Origin of the sequence: Halohasta litorea (assembly GCF_024494645.1) — an archaeon.
GTDB lineage: Archaea > Halobacteriota > Halobacteria > Halobacteriales > Haloferacaceae > Halohasta > Halohasta litorea.
This window is the reverse complement of the sequence record NZ_JANHDJ010000001.1, coordinates 600,180-617,001: the sequence shown is the minus strand read 5'-3', so window position 1 is coordinate 617,001 and position 16,822 is coordinate 600,180. Positions and strand designations below refer to the sequence as shown.

General features: G+C 63.5%; 21 protein-coding genes and 1 pseudogene. 8 read left to right on the top strand and 14 right to left on the bottom strand.

Translation table 11 applies throughout. The features are described 5' to 3' along the window. Positions 1-66: 66 nt before the first annotated feature. Positions 67-828 (bottom strand): hypothetical protein, encoded by a 762-nt coding sequence (locus tag NO877_RS03290; RefSeq protein ID WP_256394878.1) that lies wholly within the window; start codon positions 826-828, stop codon positions 67-69. Positions 829-926: 98 nt separating this feature from the next. Between NO877_RS03290 and NO877_RS03285 the strand changes: the two genes are divergently transcribed. The 3 genes from NO877_RS03285 to NO877_RS03275 all read left to right on the top strand — a co-directional run bounded on the left by NO877_RS03285 (position 927) and on the right by NO877_RS03275 (position 3,385). Further along, on the top strand, positions 927-1,097 hold the full coding sequence (locus NO877_RS03285; RefSeq protein ID WP_256394877.1) for a DUF1059 domain-containing protein: 171 nt from the start codon (positions 927-929) through the stop codon (positions 1,095-1,097). Positions 1,098-1,254: 157 nt separating this feature from the next. Beyond that, a complete protein-coding gene (locus NO877_RS03280) occupies positions 1,255-2,640 on the top strand; it encodes a selenium-binding family protein (protein ID WP_256394876.1) in 1,386 nt (461 codons plus the stop codon). A 70-nt stretch (positions 2,641-2,710) separates the two neighbouring features. Continuing rightward, complete coding sequence (locus NO877_RS03275; protein WP_256394875.1) at positions 2,711-3,385, top strand: hypothetical protein; 675 nt, start codon at positions 2,711-2,713, stop codon at positions 3,383-3,385. Positions 3,386-3,766: 381 nt separating this feature from the next. On the opposite strand, the gene azf is transcribed toward NO877_RS03275, so the two are convergent. Beyond that, entirely contained in the window at positions 3,767-4,558 is a 792-nt protein-coding gene (gene azf / locus NO877_RS03270) for an NAD-dependent glucose-6-phosphate dehydrogenase Azf (protein WP_256394874.1), read from the bottom strand. 132 nt (positions 4,559-4,690) lie between these two features. Here azf and NO877_RS03265 point away from each other — a divergent pair, with 132 nt between their 5' ends. Together NO877_RS03265 and NO877_RS03260 are read left to right on the top strand one after the other, a co-directional pair. Next, positions 4,691-5,032 carry a dihydroneopterin aldolase family protein gene (locus NO877_RS03265; RefSeq protein WP_256394873.1) on the top strand — a complete coding sequence of 114 codons (342 nt, stop codon included), beginning with the start codon at positions 4,691-4,693 and terminating at the stop codon, positions 5,030-5,032. A gap of 94 nt (positions 5,033-5,126) precedes the next feature. Further along, positions 5,127-5,576, top strand: a complete 450-nt coding sequence (locus tag NO877_RS03260) for a DUF5790 family protein (RefSeq protein WP_256394871.1) — start codon at positions 5,127-5,129, stop codon at positions 5,574-5,576. A gap of 51 nt (positions 5,577-5,627) precedes the next feature. On the opposite strand, the gene gvpM is transcribed toward NO877_RS03260, so the two are convergent. The 8 genes and pseudogenes from gvpM to NO877_RS03220 form a co-directional block, all read right to left on the bottom strand. Further along, the gene (gene gvpM, locus NO877_RS19890; protein ID WP_379826855.1) at positions 5,628-6,146 is read right to left on the bottom strand and encodes a gas vesicle protein GvpM; all 519 of its coding nucleotides are present in this window, start codon (positions 6,144-6,146) and stop codon (positions 5,628-5,630) included. After that, positions 6,130-6,978 carry a gas vesicle protein GvpL gene (gene gvpL, locus NO877_RS03250; RefSeq protein WP_256394869.1) on the bottom strand — a complete coding sequence of 283 codons (849 nt, stop codon included), beginning with the start codon at positions 6,976-6,978 and terminating at the stop codon, positions 6,130-6,132. The genes gvpM and gvpL overlap by 17 nt, the downstream gene beginning before the upstream one ends. 106 nt (positions 6,979-7,084) lie before the next feature. Then, positions 7,085-7,375: pseudogene (locus NO877_RS03245) on the bottom strand (gas vesicle protein K); the annotation flags it as partial. Continuing rightward, entirely contained in the window at positions 7,362-7,859 is a 498-nt protein-coding gene (gene gvpJ, locus NO877_RS19885) for a gas vesicle protein GvpJ (protein WP_379826853.1), read from the bottom strand. The gene gvpJ and the pseudogene NO877_RS03245, both read right to left, overlap by 14 nt. Beyond that, on the bottom strand, positions 7,856-8,842 hold the full coding sequence (locus tag NO877_RS03235) for a hypothetical protein (RefSeq protein ID WP_256394865.1): 987 nt from the start codon (positions 8,840-8,842) through the stop codon (positions 7,856-7,858). The genes gvpJ and NO877_RS03235 overlap by 4 nt, the downstream gene beginning before the upstream one ends. After that, the gene (gvpH, locus tag NO877_RS03230; RefSeq protein ID WP_256394864.1) at positions 8,835-9,350 is read right to left on the bottom strand and encodes a gas vesicle protein GvpH; all 516 of its coding nucleotides are present in this window, start codon (positions 9,348-9,350) and stop codon (positions 8,835-8,837) included. Before gvpH ends, NO877_RS03235 begins: the two co-directional genes overlap by 8 nt. After that, positions 9,347-9,598: a gas vesicle protein GvpG gene (gene gvpG, locus NO877_RS03225; RefSeq protein ID WP_256394862.1), complete on the bottom strand. Its 252-nt coding sequence runs from the start codon at positions 9,596-9,598 to the stop codon at positions 9,347-9,349. The genes gvpH and gvpG overlap by 4 nt, the downstream gene beginning before the upstream one ends. Then, positions 9,598-10,227, bottom strand: coding sequence for a GvpL/GvpF family gas vesicle protein (locus tag NO877_RS03220; protein ID WP_256394860.1), 630 nt, complete (start codon positions 10,225-10,227; stop codon positions 9,598-9,600). The genes gvpG and NO877_RS03220 overlap by 1 nt, the downstream gene beginning before the upstream one ends. A 264-nt stretch (positions 10,228-10,491) precedes the next feature. Here NO877_RS03220 and gvpA point away from each other — a divergent pair, with 264 nt between their 5' ends. Together gvpA and gvpO are read left to right on the top strand one after the other, a co-directional pair. Next, positions 10,492-10,776 (top strand): gas vesicle protein GvpA, encoded by a 285-nt coding sequence (gene gvpA, locus NO877_RS03215; protein WP_256394859.1) that lies wholly within the window; start codon positions 10,492-10,494, stop codon positions 10,774-10,776. Between the two features lie 73 nt (positions 10,777-10,849). Further along, the gene (gene gvpO, locus NO877_RS03210) at positions 10,850-11,398 is read left to right on the top strand and encodes a gas vesicle protein GvpO (protein ID WP_256394858.1); all 549 of its coding nucleotides are present in this window, start codon (positions 10,850-10,852) and stop codon (positions 11,396-11,398) included. A gap of 19 nt (positions 11,399-11,417) precedes the next feature. Here gvpO and NO877_RS03205 read toward each other — a convergent pair whose 3' ends face one another. The 4 genes from NO877_RS03205 to NO877_RS03190 are packed head-to-tail and all read right to left on the bottom strand — an operon-like array spanning position 11,418 to position 14,173. Beyond that, positions 11,418-12,206, bottom strand: coding sequence for a hypothetical protein (locus tag NO877_RS03205; RefSeq protein ID WP_256394856.1), 789 nt, complete (start codon positions 12,204-12,206; stop codon positions 11,418-11,420). Between the two features lie 2 nt (positions 12,207-12,208). Further along, entirely contained in the window at positions 12,209-12,835 is a 627-nt protein-coding gene (locus tag NO877_RS03200; protein ID WP_256394855.1) for a hypothetical protein, read from the bottom strand. A gap of 34 nt (positions 12,836-12,869) precedes the next feature. Then, the gene (locus tag NO877_RS03195) at positions 12,870-13,244 is read right to left on the bottom strand and encodes a hypothetical protein (RefSeq protein ID WP_256394853.1); all 375 of its coding nucleotides are present in this window, start codon (positions 13,242-13,244) and stop codon (positions 12,870-12,872) included. Beyond that, positions 13,241-14,173 carry a hypothetical protein gene (locus NO877_RS03190; protein ID WP_256394852.1) on the bottom strand — a complete coding sequence of 311 codons (933 nt, stop codon included), beginning with the start codon at positions 14,171-14,173 and terminating at the stop codon, positions 13,241-13,243. The genes NO877_RS03195 and NO877_RS03190 overlap by 4 nt, the downstream gene beginning before the upstream one ends. A 312-nt stretch (positions 14,174-14,485) precedes the next feature. Between NO877_RS03190 and tmcA the strand changes: the two genes are divergently transcribed. Continuing rightward, the gene (gene tmcA, locus NO877_RS03185; protein ID WP_256394850.1) at positions 14,486-16,768 is read left to right on the top strand and encodes a tRNA(Met) cytidine acetyltransferase TmcA; all 2,283 of its coding nucleotides are present in this window, start codon (positions 14,486-14,488) and stop codon (positions 16,766-16,768) included. The last annotated feature ends 54 nt before the right edge of the window (positions 16,769-16,822 follow it).

The window sequence follows — 16,822 nt, the reverse complement described above, 5'->3', positions numbered from 1 at the left end:
CGGCTTCTGGAAGCTGGCGGTCACTACCTCTTCTCTCCAGAAGAGGAGTGTGACAGGCTCGCCACGTTACATAAACCGAGCCCACAGAGAGGTCCGCTCGATATCGCTCAGGACTGCGTGCATCTCCTGGAGATCGATCCCGTCGACTCGTTTCGACCCGACTCTCGATTCGGGTCTGTGGTCGGATTCAACGAACGACCCCAATTCGAGGTCCGCAACCATCTCCGGCGAAGAGATCGATGCGATGAGTCGCAGCGTCGACCGGTTAACACCTTTCATCGCCCGCCGCATCCGCCGCAGATCGTCCAGCCGCCGTCTGGTCTCGGCTGGAAGGTCGGCCTCGGAGACGGACTCGCCCGGCTCGACGTCGAGTTCGTCGGGATCGATCACGATGTGGACGTTTCCAATATCGTTGAAATGAATCCGTTCTCGGTGCTGGCGCAGGCGGTTGATCCGGTCGACGGTGTCGTACAGCTCGAACAGCGACCGGCGCGTCTCGGCCGGAAGCCGGAGGAACATCCCGGTGTGTTTCAGTTGGTCGAAGGCGGTCGTCGACAGCCCACTAGGAAAGGAGACGACGTACCGGATCTCCATTCTGGTTCCGGGTGGCACCTCGATTGGGAGGTCGACCTGCTGGCGCTGGAGATCACCGACGAGGAGTTCAGCGAGGTCGCGGATCCGCTCGGTGTTCTGTTCTAACTCCGTCTGGATCGCCCGCAGCGACTGGATCTCCCGCCACTGGTTTCGAAGGTAGAAGGTGAGCAGCACGGCGAACAGGGCAGTCACGCCCCCGGCAAGAACCGAGATGACCGCACCCGTGTCGACCATGAACTACGCAACGTGACCAGCGTACATAGGCTTCGAGAAAAGCAGGGAAACGGGGATGTGGGCAGCAGCTACATGGCGCTCGCGGTGCGTGGTGGCATATGGTCACCGAACGATACCGCTTCGAGTGTCGTGACGTCGCCGACTGTGATGTCGTCGTCTACAGCGAGTTCGAGGAGTCGATATACGAGGCCGCGCGCTCCCATTTAAAAGACATCCACGGACGAGAGGTCTCCGATGAAGACGTTGCACCATATATCGAAGAACTCTGAAACCGAAACATTTCATAATATTGACACTCATGCGACAGGAACCGACCTACATCTGCAGATAGTACTCGGTATGATGTGTGAATACGCAGTAACACCGAACATAAGTGCTATCGGATGACAATACGCGTTCATTGGCATCTATAACGATCTCTCATATATGAGCACTCACACAGACCATTCACACAGTGAACACCACGAACACCACGCCGAAGGGCCAGGGTATGCGACGCCACAGGCCGCCATCGAGCAGTCGGAGCGCGAAACGGTCGCCTACGTTCCGGCGCTCTACGTTGGGACCGATGTCGACGCCCCGGATATGCTCACTGTCGTCGACGTCGATCCGGAGTCCGAGACCTACTGCAACATCATCGACCGGATCGAGATGCCGACCAAAGGCGACGAACTCCACCACTTCGGCTGGAACGCCTGCTCGTCGTCCTGCCACATGGAGGCGATGGAGCGGCGCTACCTCGTCGTGCCCGGGAACCGATCCTCGCGTATTCATATCATTGACACCGAAGACCGCAGGAATCCAGAACTCGTGAAGGTGATCGAACCCGAGGAGGTCTTCGAGTACGATCTGTCGGCTCCCCACACCGTCCACTGCATCCCGGACGGGAAGATCATGATCAGTATGCTCGGCAACGCCGAAGGCGAGCTTCCCGGCGGTTTTCTGCTGCTCAACGATGAGTTCGAGATCGAGGGCCGTTGGGACACGCCGGGCGAGATCGAGATGAACTACGACTTCTGGTACCAGCCCCGTCAGAACGTGATGGTCTCCAGCGAGTGGGCCGCCCCGAAGACCTACCAGCCGGGGTTCGATCTCGACGACGTCGAGGCCGGAAACTACGGCCAGCAGCTTCACTTCTGGAACTGGGAGGAGGGAACCGTCGAGCAGACCATCGATCTCGGCGAAGATGGACTGATCCCGCTGGAAGTGCGCTTCCTCCACACCCCGGAGGCGGCCCACGCCTACGTCGGGGCGGCGCTGTCGTCGAATATGTTCCATCTCCACCGGGACGATGGACAGTGGCAGGCGACGAAGGTGATCGACATCGAGTCACGCGACCACGACGACTGGGAGATGCCGGTCCCGGGTCTCATCACGGACCTGGTAGTGTCCATGGACGACAGGTACCTGTTCTTCGTGAACTGGCTCCACGGCGAGGTCCGGATGTACGACATCTCCGATCCGTCGACCCCGCGGCTGACTGACACCATCTCGGTGGGCGGCCTGTTCGGCGAGGTTCGGAAGGTCCAGGACCGCGAGATCATCGCCGGTCCGCAGATGCTCCAACTGAGTCTCGATGGCGAGCGACTGTACTTCACGACCTCGCTGTACTCGTCGTGGGACGACCAGTTCTTCCCCGAAGAGGGCGAGCGGGGTTCGGTGATGCTCAAGGCAGATGTCGACCCGCGAAAGGGAACAATGGAACTCGATGAGGCATTCCTCGTCGACTTCGGTACGCTGCCGGAGGGGCCCGCCCGCGCCCACGAGATCCGCTGGCCCGACGGCGACTGCACCAGCGATGTCTGGATGTAGCCACCCCTATATGAGATGGGTCGGACGGAGCGCAGCCGCCATGCTGTTCGTTGTGATGAGGTGGTCGACAGTGGTTGCTGGACACGAAACACATGCGAACCCAGCGACGCATGAATCGGCCATCCCGTTTGCCGTAGTAATCGGGGTTTCAGTGGGTGCAAGCCTGCTGATTGGTGCCATGGCCGTTATGCGGTGGCAGCAGTACAACGACCGACACAGCCCACGTTCGAACTGGGGGCTACCGGTGTTGCTACTAGCGGTCGGGGTCGTGGCGCTGCTGGCAGCAGCAACACAGCACTGGCCACTGGCGGTCGGCGGCGGCATCGTCGGTGGGACGGTGGCATGGCTCGGCCGAGACCAGACACCCCACGGTGGCTGTGCGGATGCGGCACTGGGAGCGATTGTCGCCCATCGGACGGTCGAAGGCGCAGTCGTCGCCAGCATCTATGCGGCGAGTGCCGCGCTCGGACTCGTCGGACTCGCTTTGCTCACGGTTCATGCGGGCGCGGAGACGGCCGCTGTCGGCGGTCTCTACGCGCCACTGGGCCGCTGGTGGGCTGTCGCAACCGTCGTCGCCGTCCAACTCGCGTTCGTTGGCGGCGCACTGGCAGGAGCGTTCCTTGTCGATATCCTCTCACCAGTTACAGTCCCGCTTCTCGCGGCTGTTGGTGGCGTCCTCTTCGTCGCCAGTGTCACCGAATACCAATCGGTCGTTGCCCACCGACGAACCCAACGCCACGTCTGAACCACCGTTGGTCGCTTACGACACGTGTTCGGCGTCGACCGCCGAATCGGCGCGATCAACCGCTCCTCAACCGGTGGATCGAGCGCTGCGAGTACCGTAGGTGAGGACGCGCCGTCGCCCGTCCGCGGGCCGAGTACCGTCCGTTTCGTTCATCTCCGGCCAGACGATCCGCACCCTATCGGTGTGGGGCGTATAATTATCATCTCCAGGAGCCAGTGGCCGACCACCGATCCGACAGAGACGTGTCTCAAACAGCGAACGAACCATGAACTGCCGGTCGACGATACCAGGGTCGGCCAGTCATCGGCAGGCTCGTCGCTGTTGATCACTGGAACCGAAGCGGAAAACCGGCCAGCCATGCGCACCGATGGCAAGCTCGTGTTACTCGTCGAACTCGTCTTTCGGCGTGCCGTCGAGGTGGTACTCCGCGGAGTTGTCCCGCGGCTCGTAGCCCAGCACCCTCCGGGTCGGCTCGATATCGTAGTATTTCCGGTCGTTGTCGGAGATGCCGTAGACGATTTCGTAGCCGTAGTCGGCTTTCACACAGCAGTCGAACAAGTGGGCGCAGTCGGTGTAGGAGAGCCACATCGCCTGGCCGCGCTCGTAGTTGCGTGGCGGGTGGGATTCGGTGAGGTTGCCGATCCGGACACAGACGACCGACAGGTCGTGTTCGTCGTGGTAGTAGCGGGCCAGCGTCTCGCCGGTGGCCTTCGAGACGCCGTAGAGGTTCGTGGGTCGCGGGAGTTCGGTGCCATCGAGGCGGAACTCGTCGTGATCACGGTAGAGGTCGGGCTTGCGTTCGTCCTCGTAGAAGCCGACCGCGTGGTTCGAGGAGGCGAAGGCGACCTTCTCGACGCCGACCTCGACGGCGGCCTCCAGGACCGTCTGGGTGCCGTCGATGTTGTTCCGGAGGACGCTTTCCCACGGCGCGTTGGGTCGCGGATCGCCCGCGAGGTGGATGATCACCTCACAGCCACGGACAGCCTCTTTGACCGCCTGTTTGTTGGTCACATCGGAGACATAGACGTCACTGTTGTCGATTCCGTCCGGGAGCTTCCCTCGGGGAAGCGGCTCACGATCCAGCAATCGCCAGTCGTGGGCCTCACCCAGATCCCGAAGGATGGCCTGCCCGACCCGACCGCCAGCCCCGGTCAGCAGCACAGATCTCGCCATTCATTCGGCAAAGCGTGTACGATGCCTAAGTATCGCGCGGTTCCGTCCCGCCAATGCGAGGGGTCGACACCCCCTCTCGACACGCTCGAACCGAAGCCAACAGCCCTTAACCCGCCGCTCCGAAGGGGACGTATGGTTACCGACGCCCAACAGGCCTGTTTCGAGGCCGGAATCAAATTCGGCTCGCTGTACCACCAGTTCGCTGGCACCCCCGTCAGCCCCGACAGCACTCGGAGTTTAGAGGCCGCAATGGCCGAGGCCATCGAGAACCAACCGTTCTGTGAGTCGGTCGACGTCTCGATCGACGACGAGCGTGTCGCCGCGGCTATCGACCACGAAAACGGGTATACGGAGCTCACGGGCAGCCTCATGACCGTCGAGATGCGGATCGACTACGAGGGCGTCACCGCTCGCACGCGCATGGAAATGGAGGACGGCTATCCCTTGATGAAGCTCCTCGACATCGACGAATAATCCCGCCCGCAATCCCCGTCTCATCCGCCCAACGGGCGGGTTTCACTTTCACTTTCGGGCTCGTTTTTATACCATCGGGAACCAATGAGTATATATGAGCCAAACCAGCTTCGATGACGACGACCTGTTCGGCGAGGCCGCCGAGGAGATGAGCGCGGATGTCGAAGAGCACCTAGCGGCGGCCCGTACCGAACTCCCGACCGCCGACTCCATCTGGGAGACGGAAGCGGACAACGTTCTCGGCGTGCTGAACGGCCTCAAATCCGCCCTCGACGTGGGCGAGGCCGCCGACCACCTCCGACAGGCCAAAAAGTGGTTTACACTCGGTTCGCGGGCCGAGGCATTCGAGAACCCCGAGGAGCTTCAGGAGGAGATCGAAACCGTCGAACAGCTCCTCGAAACCGTCGACGAAGCCAGCGACGAGGTCAGCGGACTCACCGCGACGATTCCGGCCCTGCGCGGGGATCTCCAGGAGGCCCACGAGGCCGCCGACGCCGCCAGCGCGGAGTCCGGCGGGGCCGCCGAAGCCGAAGAGGCGGAGTAGCTGCCGCCCCAACGCCCCCGATTTAAATAAGGTCGCCAGCGGTGCTGGCGCTTACTCCGAGCCGTGGTGGTGGCTCGATTCGTCTGCAGCCGCGGTCGGAGCGTCGCTCTCATCGTCGACCGGGGCATCGTCCTCGGCATCGGTCGCACTGTCGGCCTCAGTGTCGTTGTGGTCCTGCTGGGCAGTCGGTCGACGGCCCTGCTCGGGGCGGTCGCTGTGGCGTGGGCGGTCCGTTCTCTTCGGCCGCTGACTGTCGGCCGGTCGACCGCTTGCCACGGTTGGCTCCGTCTCGGGCTCGCGGGCGCGCCGCGGGTTCGGTCGGCCAGTCATCGAGCCGCCCGGTATCGGCGCGTGGGACCGCCGCTGGCGGCGCTGTTGGAGGTCCCACTCCTCGAACATTCCGTATTCGCGCATCGTCGTCAGCCCCGCGATCGCCGCCCGGAGTTTGATCCCCACCAGCGGGATGTCCGCGATCCCGATGACGACATCGGCTTCGAGGACGACTCCCTTCTGGAGCAGGACATCCAGGAGGTCGACGATCACGTCCTCGGAGTCAGCGGTCGGTTCCATCCTGTCCTCCATGGCTATCGATCTCCGGGGCGAACGTGTACGGCGGCCACGGGCCGGTAAACCGTACTTCGAGGCCCGGCTCGGCGGCGATCGCGTCGAGTTCCTCGCCCAACGCCTCGGCTCCCTCGTCGGTCGCGAGCACGGCAAAGCGGGCGATCGGCTCGGGTTCGTCGTCACGGCCGGTATCGATGTCGACGCCCGTCGACCGTCGTTTGCCGAGCGATTCGAGCGCGTCGACGTGGGGGGCGATCCGGTCGGCGATCGATCGGGCCTGCTGTTGGCGGTGCTGGCGGAGTCGTTTGTTGATCTCCTTGTCGTACTGCTGTTCGAGCAGATACGAAGTGCCCGCGGCCGCGTCGTCGATCCGCTGGCTGAGCGCCGACAGCTCCTCGTCGTTGTCGGCGATCGCCGAGCGGGCGTCTTCGTGGTGGGTGACCTCGATGCGATACTCCCAGTGGCCAGCCAGCGCCGAGAGTTCGGGTTCGAGCCGGTCGGACTCCGAGCGAAGCCAGTCGCGGACCGCCTCGTCGCCGCCGGTCAGGATCGTATCGAACTGGAACGGAATCGGCGTCCCGAAGACCTCGCCAGCCTCGTCGACGACTCCCTGGTGGCTCAACAGCCACTGCTGGATCGTCTGGGGGTCGTCAGTATCATACAGAGAGTCACAGGCGTGGACGACCGCGCCCACGTCCCCGGCGGTGATGACCGACACCGGCTCGTCGTCGATGCCCTCGGTCGACCAGTCGGGAGCGACTTCGTGGTTAGTATCCTCGTCGGCCGACGGTATATAAACCAAACAGTAGAGATACCGCCCCCGTTCGATCTCAGTCATTCGACCCCTCCGAGGACGAGGGTTGCTGGTCGGGCTGCTCGGACCGATCGGGCTGCTCCGGCGACGGGCGGCTCACGTCGTCGAGAAACGCGAATCCAGGATGCGGCTCGTCTTCGTCAACGCGCTCAAGTGCATCCTCGACGAGATCCGAGAGGCTGGTCCGGAGCTGCGAAACGTCGTCTTCGAGGTCGTTGTCGGCTTTCAGCTGCGCGATCTCCTCGTGGAGCGCCGCCAGCTGCGCGCCGAGCCGCTCGATCTCCGCGTCGGTCAGCGAGCCGGACTCCATCCGGCGGATGGCCTCCTGCTCAAGTGCCTCAATGAGGAGTTCGACGACCGCGATCACCAACGCCAGCAGCCCGTCGCTGGCCTCCTCGCCGTCGAGATCAATCGTCTCCATCGCCCTCCTCCGTCGCTGGCTCCGTCTCGCCTTCGGGTTCCGGAGCCGACTCGCCCGCATCGCTGGTCTGGGAGGCCCCCTCGTCCGATTCGTCGTCCGGCGTGGGCGATTCGTCGCCCGGGGTGGATGATTCGGTTGCGTCGTCCTCACGGACGACCACCGGTGGCCGGACAGTCCAGGTCGCGGTCTCGTCGTCCTCGTCGATAATATCCGGCTCGCCGCCGGTCGCCCGAATCGTTTCGAGATGGTTTTGGCGGCCGGTGATCTCGTCGATCCGGTCGGTGTCGGTGCCGTCGGGGAACTCCAGGCCGTACTCGGCGGCCGTCTCGAAGGAGGCGATCGCCGCCCGGAGGTGGATGCCGAGGAGTTCGGTCTCGCCGATCGTGACGATGATGTCGGCGTTGACAACGATCCCCTTGTCCAGGAGCATCTCGACGACATCGGCGAGGGAATCCTTCTTGCGCATCGGGCCACCACCGCTCATCGGTCTTCACCTCCATCGTCTGCTGTCGGCTCGTCGGCGGCCGTCTGCTCGTCGACCGTTTCTTCCTCGACCGATTCGCCAGCCGCTTTTTCGTCGGCCTGTTTTTCTTCCATAAGTCGTGTAAACCGTCGACCGTAGATCCGGCGTCGGCTCGGTCCCGTCGAGTGACGGACGTTCCGCGGTACTGTGGAGGCTCGTGAGGCGTCTTTCGGTGCCCCTCGATGTGTCGTCAGCGTCGAGAACGCCGTTGGATTCCGCGAACTGGGCTGGTCGACGCCGTCGAACCGCGCTTGATTCGCTTCACGGAGCTCGTCGAGCCGAGCGTGAGTTTCGACCAACAGCTCCCGAAAGCCATCGATTGCGCTATCGAGTTGGGCCTGTGTCGCCGCCTGGATCATCTCCGGGTCGGTGAGACTGCCCATCTCACCCTCGTCGTCGCCGCCGGTGAGGTCCTCCATCTCCAGCCCGTCGAACAGCCCACCCTCGCCGTCGTCATCCCCGGTTAGCTCGCCGACCGTGTCGCTGATCTCGTCTTTCGACCCCATGAGTTCGGTGAGATCGACCGCATCCCACAGCTGGCCGAACTCGATGAGTTTCCGGAGGTTTTTCAGTTCGACCGCATCGCCAACGTCCCCGGATTCGAGCGCCTCCGGTAGCGAATCGAGATCGACGACCGAATCGAGTTCGTCGAGGTCGAGGGTGTCCAGGAGTTCGTCTGTGTCGGTCGTCGTGAGAACCCCTTGAATGAGATTCACGAGGTGCAACAGCGCCTGTAGTTTCCCCGCCGATGGATCGTCGTCGCCCGCTGTCACCGACTCGAGCACCGATTTGGCCAGCCCAACAAGCGGGCCAAGCTGTGTGAGATCGAGCTCGCTGGCGTCCGGAAGGTCGTCCGTACTAAGCGCTTCGACACTGTCGACATCGTCGAGGTCGAGCTCGTCGACGGCCTCCACATCGAGCAGGTCGTCATCCGACTCAGTCATCGACCATCACCTCCGAGTCGCTGCGCTCTAGGCGGATCTCCAGGACGCCGTTGTTGTAGGTCGCCGTCCGGATGGTGTAGTCGTCGGCCGGAAGCGTGACACGGGCTAGCCGCTCGTCGCCTGCGGCCACCACGAGCCGTCGGCCGCGAACGGCCGCCCGGAGCGTCTCGGGATCGACTGCCGGGAGGTCGATTGTCACGCTTGCGCCGTCGAGGGTCTCCTGGACACTCACAGGATGGTCCGGCGCTGTGGACGCGGCAGTGCTGTCGGCCGCGTCGGCCTCACCGAGTCCCATGTTGACACTGTACTCGTACTCGAAGGCGGTGTTGCCGGAACGGCGGCGGCCCTGGCCTCGCTCGACGGAGCGGCCGGACTCGTCGAGTCGCTGAATCGTTTCGAGGAGTCCTCTGAGCAGTCCCGAGACGCCGCCGTGCCTGGATTCTTCGGTCCCCGATCGGGGCTGGTCGCCATCTCGGTCGTCGTCAGTGGGTGGTGGATTCTCAGTCATCGCATAACCTCGACTTTGCCGCGAGTCTGTTCGTGTGCCTCACGCGCGATTTCGAGCTGTGTTTCGAGTTCCTCGTTCCGCCGTTCGTACTCGGCCTCGGATCGCTCGCCGAGTTCGTACAGCAGCCTGTTTTCCTTGATCTCGTTTTTGATTGCGGCCGTATCGTACAGTTCGCTGATCGCCATCGAGTGGACGGCCTCCATAATCGAGACGAAGGGGTTGATAAGGAGGTCATCGATAACGAACATCAGCGACCCTCCGCGCCGATCTCGATGTCGACGAAGTTGTAGGGGGCCCACGGCCCGTTGTACTGGACGTGGAGGTCCTCGTCGTACTCGGCCTCGATTGCGGCCACCGCGTCGTCGAATGCCGTCTGGTCGTCGCGCTCGACGAGATACGAGCGGTTGAACACCAGCCGGTCGCTGTAGAGGTCGTTGCCCGCCTCGGTGTCGGCGACCGCGCGGAGTCGTGTGGCGACATCCTCGACGACAGCGGGACGATCGACGGTCGCCTCGTCTTTCGTGACGAGTTTGACACCGAGTTCGACCATCCCGTCGAGATCGTTGAGCGAGCGACGGAACGCCACCCGCCCGTTGCGGAGAATGTTTTTCAGCGCGTTCTCGGTTTTAAATACCATCCCGAACCGCATCGGGACGACCGTCCGGCCGCCGTCCGACTGGAGGACCGCCCGCAGCACCTCGTCGTGGGCGGCGGCGTTCTCGTCGGTTCGTTCGGGCTCCATCGTCCCGATCTCGCTGACGACCGCCGACAGCGAGCGGTAGTCGACGGTTTCGATCGGCGCGCCGTCGACGCCCGTCACGTCGAGATCGAGCGGTGCCTGCTCGATGACGCCGTAGGTGTAGCGGTTCGAACTCATTGGCCGTCGATCGGTCGGCTGGATGGTCGGGGGTGGCGGGGACGTGTGGAGGGAGCTATCAGGGGGGATTCGGGTCTCATCAGTGGTCTGTGAGTGGCTAGCGCGCCAACACGCTAAACAATGACGGCAAAATGGTATGTTTGGGCGAAAGTAGGCCGAACTGATTTCTTAAAAAGTGTGTAGTTCGGGTTTTAGATGGTTTTGAGTAGGATATTCGTCGGTGCGGCCACGATACCTAAATACCTGACAGGACTTGCTCATGGTATGGCATCAGACCGACCCGGTGCGGATAGTTTGGCGGACGTACTCGACCGCATCCTGGACAAAGGTGTCGTCATCGACATCTGGGCGCGGATTTCGGTCGTGGGGATCGAAATTCTCACCGTCGAAGCCCGGGTCGTGGTGGCATCGGTCGACACGTTCCTCCACTACGCCGCCGAGATATCGAAGATCGAAGAGGTGACCGAGGAGGGCGATCTGGAGGATCTCCAGGACCTCGAAATCAGGCGGACGCCCGCGACGCAGGCCCAGTACCCCGAGGCGACCTAATCGCCTAATCTGGCGTCTCAGACGGTCGGGCCAGTCACCAACGAACACCAGTTTGCTATTTTACACACTGACCATGGGACACGATTCCACAGACGACAGGGACGAACCGAGCACGCAAAAAGCGAGAGTGCTACTCACAGACGGCGGTTCCGAGGCCGAGCAGGAAGCCTCCGACGAGAGCGACGAAAACGACGAAAGCCGAGACCAGGAGGCAGACGAAGGTCAAGAGCAAGAAGAGACGCCTGCGGAACCCGCCCAAATCGAAGCCGACGACGAGGCGGTCGCCGAACAGAGCGGCGATGCCGGTGTCGAACCGCAGGAAAACGAGTCGACGCCCTCGCTTGATGGCGAGGGAGACACGGCGAGTATTATCGAGATCAGGAATCAAGTCATCGAACTGTCGACCGACGTGATCGGCCGCGGGCTGGATGGCATCATCGAGGTCTCACGCGACGAAGACAACTGGCGAGCGGTCGTCGAAATTATCGAGCGCCGATCGGTGCCCGACACCCAGGACATTCTCGGCCAGTACGAGATCGAACTCGACGAACAGGGCGAAGTGATCGGCTACCGTCGGCTCGAAAAATACCGCCGGAGCGACACCGGACCCAGCCAGCACTGAGGCTGTTGCAACTACTGGACTATCGTTTCGAGACCGTCGATCCACGCACCGAGGAAAACCGCCCCGGTCGTCGACCGATATCCCGCCGACCCGTAGTCGGAACCGTCGAATGGGTCGTTCGCTGTGTGCCGCCGCCAGGCCGCCAACGCGTGCCATCGCTCTTTCTGGTCGACTGCTCTTCGTGACTCTCGTCCGCATCGGCAGTTTTTGTTTGTTCCTCGTCGTCCTCGTTCTCGTCGAGACCGCCAGTGAGCGTCTCTATGTCTGGAATCCCATCAAATATGCCGTGGGTATCTTCGAGTTGAGACCGGAGTAGATCCCGAATCGGGGATGTCGGTTCTTCAGCCTCCTCGGCTTCGGTCTCGGTTGGCGCTGGCCCGTCGCTCGCAGCACCGCTGGTCGACTCAGTGTCGTCTCCGGTGGCCTCACTGGTCGGCTCACCTTCCGCTGATTCTCCCTGTGCGACCGCCACGAGCGACCGAAGTTCGTCGACGAGTGCTGCGCGCCGGTCGCCATCAGCTCTCGATACCTTCGCGGCTGTAAGCAGCGACCGGAGCCTGGCGACGTGTTCGGGGGCTCCCGAGGCGACTGCTGCTGGCAACGATGCGGGCGGTTCGGCTTCGTCACCGAGGCCACTCGCATCCGATAGCTCGGAGAGTTCAGTGACGGCCACGAGTTCGTCAGCCCGGTCGGCAAGCTCGACGAGTGCTTCCGAATCGGGGTGGCCGTCGGCTGTCGGTTCGTCCTCGAAGACCGCAGCGAGGTCCGCGAGGAGTTCGTCGACCTGCTGGTGGGTGTCGGTCGCCATCGTCAGGACTCCGATTCCGCCTCTGCCGACTCAGTCCCGTCGTCCCCGTTTTCGCCGACAAACTGCTCGATGATATCGTCGACAATCTCCTCGTGGCTCTGGTTGGCTTTCACGCCGACGGCTTTGGCCGTCGATTGGAGATCGCGGTACGACATCACTTCGAGCAGGTCGCGGATCGTCTCCCGGCGGAGTTGATCGACGCTGTCGGGGAGTCCTGGAATCGATTCTGCGGCCTCGCTGGCCGTCTCAGCAGTGTCCGCCGTAGTGTCGGCTGTCTCCTCATCAACCTCCTCGGTCTCGTCGGTGACAAGCGACCTCGCTTCCGTTTTGAGCTGTGATTTGAGTTCGGAGACGACACCACTCGGCGACGCCCCGCCGCGGAGAGCGCCGAGCAGTACCGCCGGGAGTGCCTTGAGCGTGTCACGGAGTGCCCGGCCGATGTCGGCGCCAGCATCGAGCCGGGAGCGAAACCGCCCTTCCAGCTCCGCGCCGACCTCCTGGCCGACCTGTCGACCGGCCTCCTCGCCGTAGGAGCCACCGACCTTCGTGGCCAACTCGCTTTCTGTGAGTTCCTCTCGAAGGCTGTTCGGCAGGTTCTCTTTGAGCACGTCGAGTGTCTTCCCACTCATTGTCTCTCACCCCCAGACGCCGTTCGGCGAGTACTCATTTGACATCCGCCTCCGCTGTCTCCTCGTCACTCTCGTCTGTGGACCCCTCCGCGTCGGCTGGCTCTCCCTCTGCATTGGTGTCGCCATCTTCGGCTTCACTTTCCGTGTTCTCGCCTGTTGCTTGATCGGGTTCCGTTTCGTCGTCCTCTCCGGCCCCGAACAGTTCGTCGACGAGTAGTTCTTGGGCGACCTGTCCCAGCGCTAGGCCGACAAACCGGCCGATAATGGCCCCGAGCCAGCCGCCGAGGATACTGCCGAGTCCTTCCTCTCTGTCGGTGTACTGCTCGAACCGGGTTCCTTCGAAGGCACTGGCGAAGTCGATATCGCTCACCAGTCGACCGTAATCGATGCGACCGTTCGTGTCGCTCATGACCCTTCACCGGAGGCTTCCTCGCCGGATTCCTTCTCGGGGGATTCGAGCAGCTGTTTGATCACCCCGGCGATGACTTCGATCAGGAGCTGTTTGACCGGGAGACTGGGCACCGAGTCCCGAACCGTGCTTGCGGCCGACGAGAGGAATCCACCTCCTTCTTCCTCGCTTTCCTCGCCTTCCTCACCCTCTTCACCCTCTTGGCCGCCGCCGAGACCAAGCGCGTTTTTGATCCCGTCTCCGCCTGGGAGCATCCCCGAGAGGCCGCCCTCGGGCATCATCTCCGAGACGTCGGGCAGCAGATCCGAGAGCCCACCCGGATCGGTGAGGCCAGCGACCGCCGACAGCAGATTGCCCAGCAGGTTGCCGTCGCCTTCGGTCGCAAAGACGTCCAGGACGAGCTGATGGAGTTCGATTTCCAGGCCAAGGAGATCGAGATCGAGCCCGTAGAGATCCAAAAACAACACTGTCGTGCTCTCGTCTTCGGTCGCACCCACGCTTTCGACATCACTCTGCGGGACGTCGACGACTCCCTCCGGTTCTTCCGCTTCGGTTTCCTCGGCCTCCGCCTCTTCGGCCTCCTCAGCTTCTGCCTCTTCTGGCTCTTCTTCCGCTTCGGCCTCCTCAGCCTCGGCCTCTTCCGCTTCTTCGGCCTCCTCGGCTTCGGCTTCTTCCGGCTCTTTTTGCTCTTCGGCCTCCTCAGCCTCTGTTTCTTCCGGCGCTTCTTGCTGGGCTTCTTCGACACCGGCTTCCCCTTCCTGTTCGGGTGGTGCCATCTCCTCGTCACCACCCTCATCACTGCCGCTGTCCTCGGCACTCTCACCGCCGTCATCGGCGGACCCTTCCTCACCACCATCGGTCAGTAACCGTCGACCACCGTTCGGCCCACCCTCTGTGGTCGACTGCGCGGCCGTGTCGTCCTGTCGCAAGTCGGCGAACAGGCCCGAGAGAGGTGTTTTCGACGCTGTTCGGCGCAGCTGCTTGGAGAATTTGTAACACATTTGTCAGTCTATGAATAGAGGCCACGCCCAGCGGAAAATGCGTTTGGGCCACTCCTAAGGCGCTCACAACTACGTTTTTTCGAGACCGTCAGTAGCAAATACTCAGTTTGATCAGACTACCGATAAACGTGATGTGTGATTCACCGTCGGGTTCCGAGAGGTCAGTGGTGGCATGGCTAGTCATTCGAATCGCGGTGTCGACAGGGAAAGAGCCTTGAGTCGGCTGTCGAAACCCCCCGCATGACACTCGCCGAACTCGTCGGCGATCTTCGTGCGGAGGCCCGCCGGACCAACGAGCGCCGACTGTTGGTGTTGGCCGGTCCGAGAGAAGCGGGTATCGACGCCGCCTACAGCGTTATCGAGTCTGCCGAGGTCGATCCGGATGCCGTGAGTTTCGTCACCACACGCGAGGGGTTCCGGTTTCACCGGCTCCCACCAGCAGGTGCAGGCGACCTCCTTGGGACCACCCGCGAGATGGTTATCCTGGACTGCCACGAGGAGTTCTCGGCGAACACGCTCGGACAAGTCGCGGGCGCAGTCGATGGCGGTGGCCTGTTGGTCTTGCTTACCCCGCCGCTGGCCGAGTTGCCCGACCAGCTCGACGCGCTCGTCGACCGGGTCGCCGTCCCCCCGTTCGACCGCTCGGCGGTCGGCAACCGGTTCCGCCACCGGTTGGTCGAGACACTCACCACCCACCCGGGGGTCGCCATCGCCACCGTCGAAACGGCGGCCGACACTGACGGCCCGCTGTCGGTCAGCGTCGACCGCGACGGGCTCACCCAGCCGACGGTCGAGCAGCCACCGAAACCGAACCAGCGATCGACCGACCGGCATGGGACGCCGTTTCCGACCGCCGCCTTCGCGGCCTGCCTGACCGACGATCAGGCCCGCGCGGTAGCCCACCTCTCGGCGCTCTCAGAGCCGGACCAGGCTGTCGTTCTCGAAGCCAACCGGGGACGGGGAAAATCGAGCGCTGCGGGGCTGGCGGCGGGCTCGCTGGCGGCCGCGGGCCGCGACGTGCTCGTCACCGCCCCCGCCTTCGAGAACGCCGCACCGATTTTCACCCGCGCCGAGCGACTACTCGATGGGCTCGATCTGTTGTCGACGGCCGCCAACACTGACCTCCCACAACTCACCACCACCACTGGCGGGCGAATCAGGTTCCGAACCCCGCCGGAGGCGGCCGCGCTGGCCGAGGCGGTCGACGTCGTTATCACCGACGAGGCCGCCGCGATCCCCGTCGAACGCCTCGAATCGCTGCTGGCGGCTCCCGCCGTGGCGTTCTGTACGACCGTCCACGGCTACGAGGGAACCGGCCGCGGGTTCGCCGTGCGGTTCCGCGACCGACTCGCCGAGAGCCGCCACACCGTAGACGATGTCGAGCTCCAGGAGCCGATCCGATATGCCCGCGGCGACCCCGTCGAATCGTGGCTGTTTCGGACGCTGCTGCTCGATGCCCAGCCGCCGGTCGACCAACTGGTCGCGGAAGCCACTCCCCAGAGCGTCACCTACCGCAAGCTCACTCAAGATGAGCTCGCAGACGACGAACAGCTCCTCCGCTCGGTGTTCGGCTTATTAGTAGTCGCCCACTACCGGACCGAACCGACGGATCTGGTGCGGCTGCTCGACGCCCCCAATCTGGAAGTCCGGGCGCTCGAATACGACGGCCACGTCGTCTCGGTCGCCGTGTTGGCCCGCGAGGGGGGACTCGACGCCGATCTGCGGGCGGCGATGTACGAGGGCCAGCGTGTACGGGGGAATATGCTCCCCGACGTGCTCACAAGCCAACTCCGGGACGAAGCCGCCGCCGAGCCGGTCGGCTACCGCGTGATGCGGATCGCCACCCACCACGCAGTTCGCTCTTCGGGGCTCGGTTCGCAGCTCCTGGATCGGTGCTATGCGGAGTTCGGCGACCGCGTCGACTGGCTCGGTGTGGGCTTCGGGGCGACCCCACAACTGCTCGATTTCTGGCGGGCCAACGGCTACCGGACGGTCCACCTCTCGATCACCAGCAACGACCGCAGCGGTGAACACTCGGCGCTCATGCTGCGGCCCTGTTCGGCGGCCGGACGGGAGTTGACAGACCGGCACGTCGGCTGGTTCCGTGACCGTACTCCGGCCATGCTGAGCGACGTGCTCTCGGATCTCGACCCGGACATCGTTCGGGGGGGCCTCGCGGCCGCCGGACCGCCCGAGGCCGACCGGCTCGGGGAGTTGGACGACCGCGACTGGCGAGTGATCGCCGGGGTCGGCTACGGACCCGGTACCTACGAGGCCGCCCCCCACGTGTTCCGCACGGTAGCCATGGCCTACCTTATAAATCCGACCGGCGAGCTCTCGGACCGCCAAGCACGGCTCCTCGTCCGAAAGGTCTTGCAGGGCGAGCCGTGGGAATCGGTCGCCTCGGAGCTTGACTTCCCGTCGACGAGCCAGTGTATGCGCGAGATGGGAGCGATCGCGCGAGCGTTCTGTAAGGCGTTCGGTGGCGATGTGGCCGCCGCCGAGCGCGAACGATACAGCTGACAAATACGTGGGCGACAGACGGGTGTTAGAGGCTGTCTACTGGGCTACGATTGC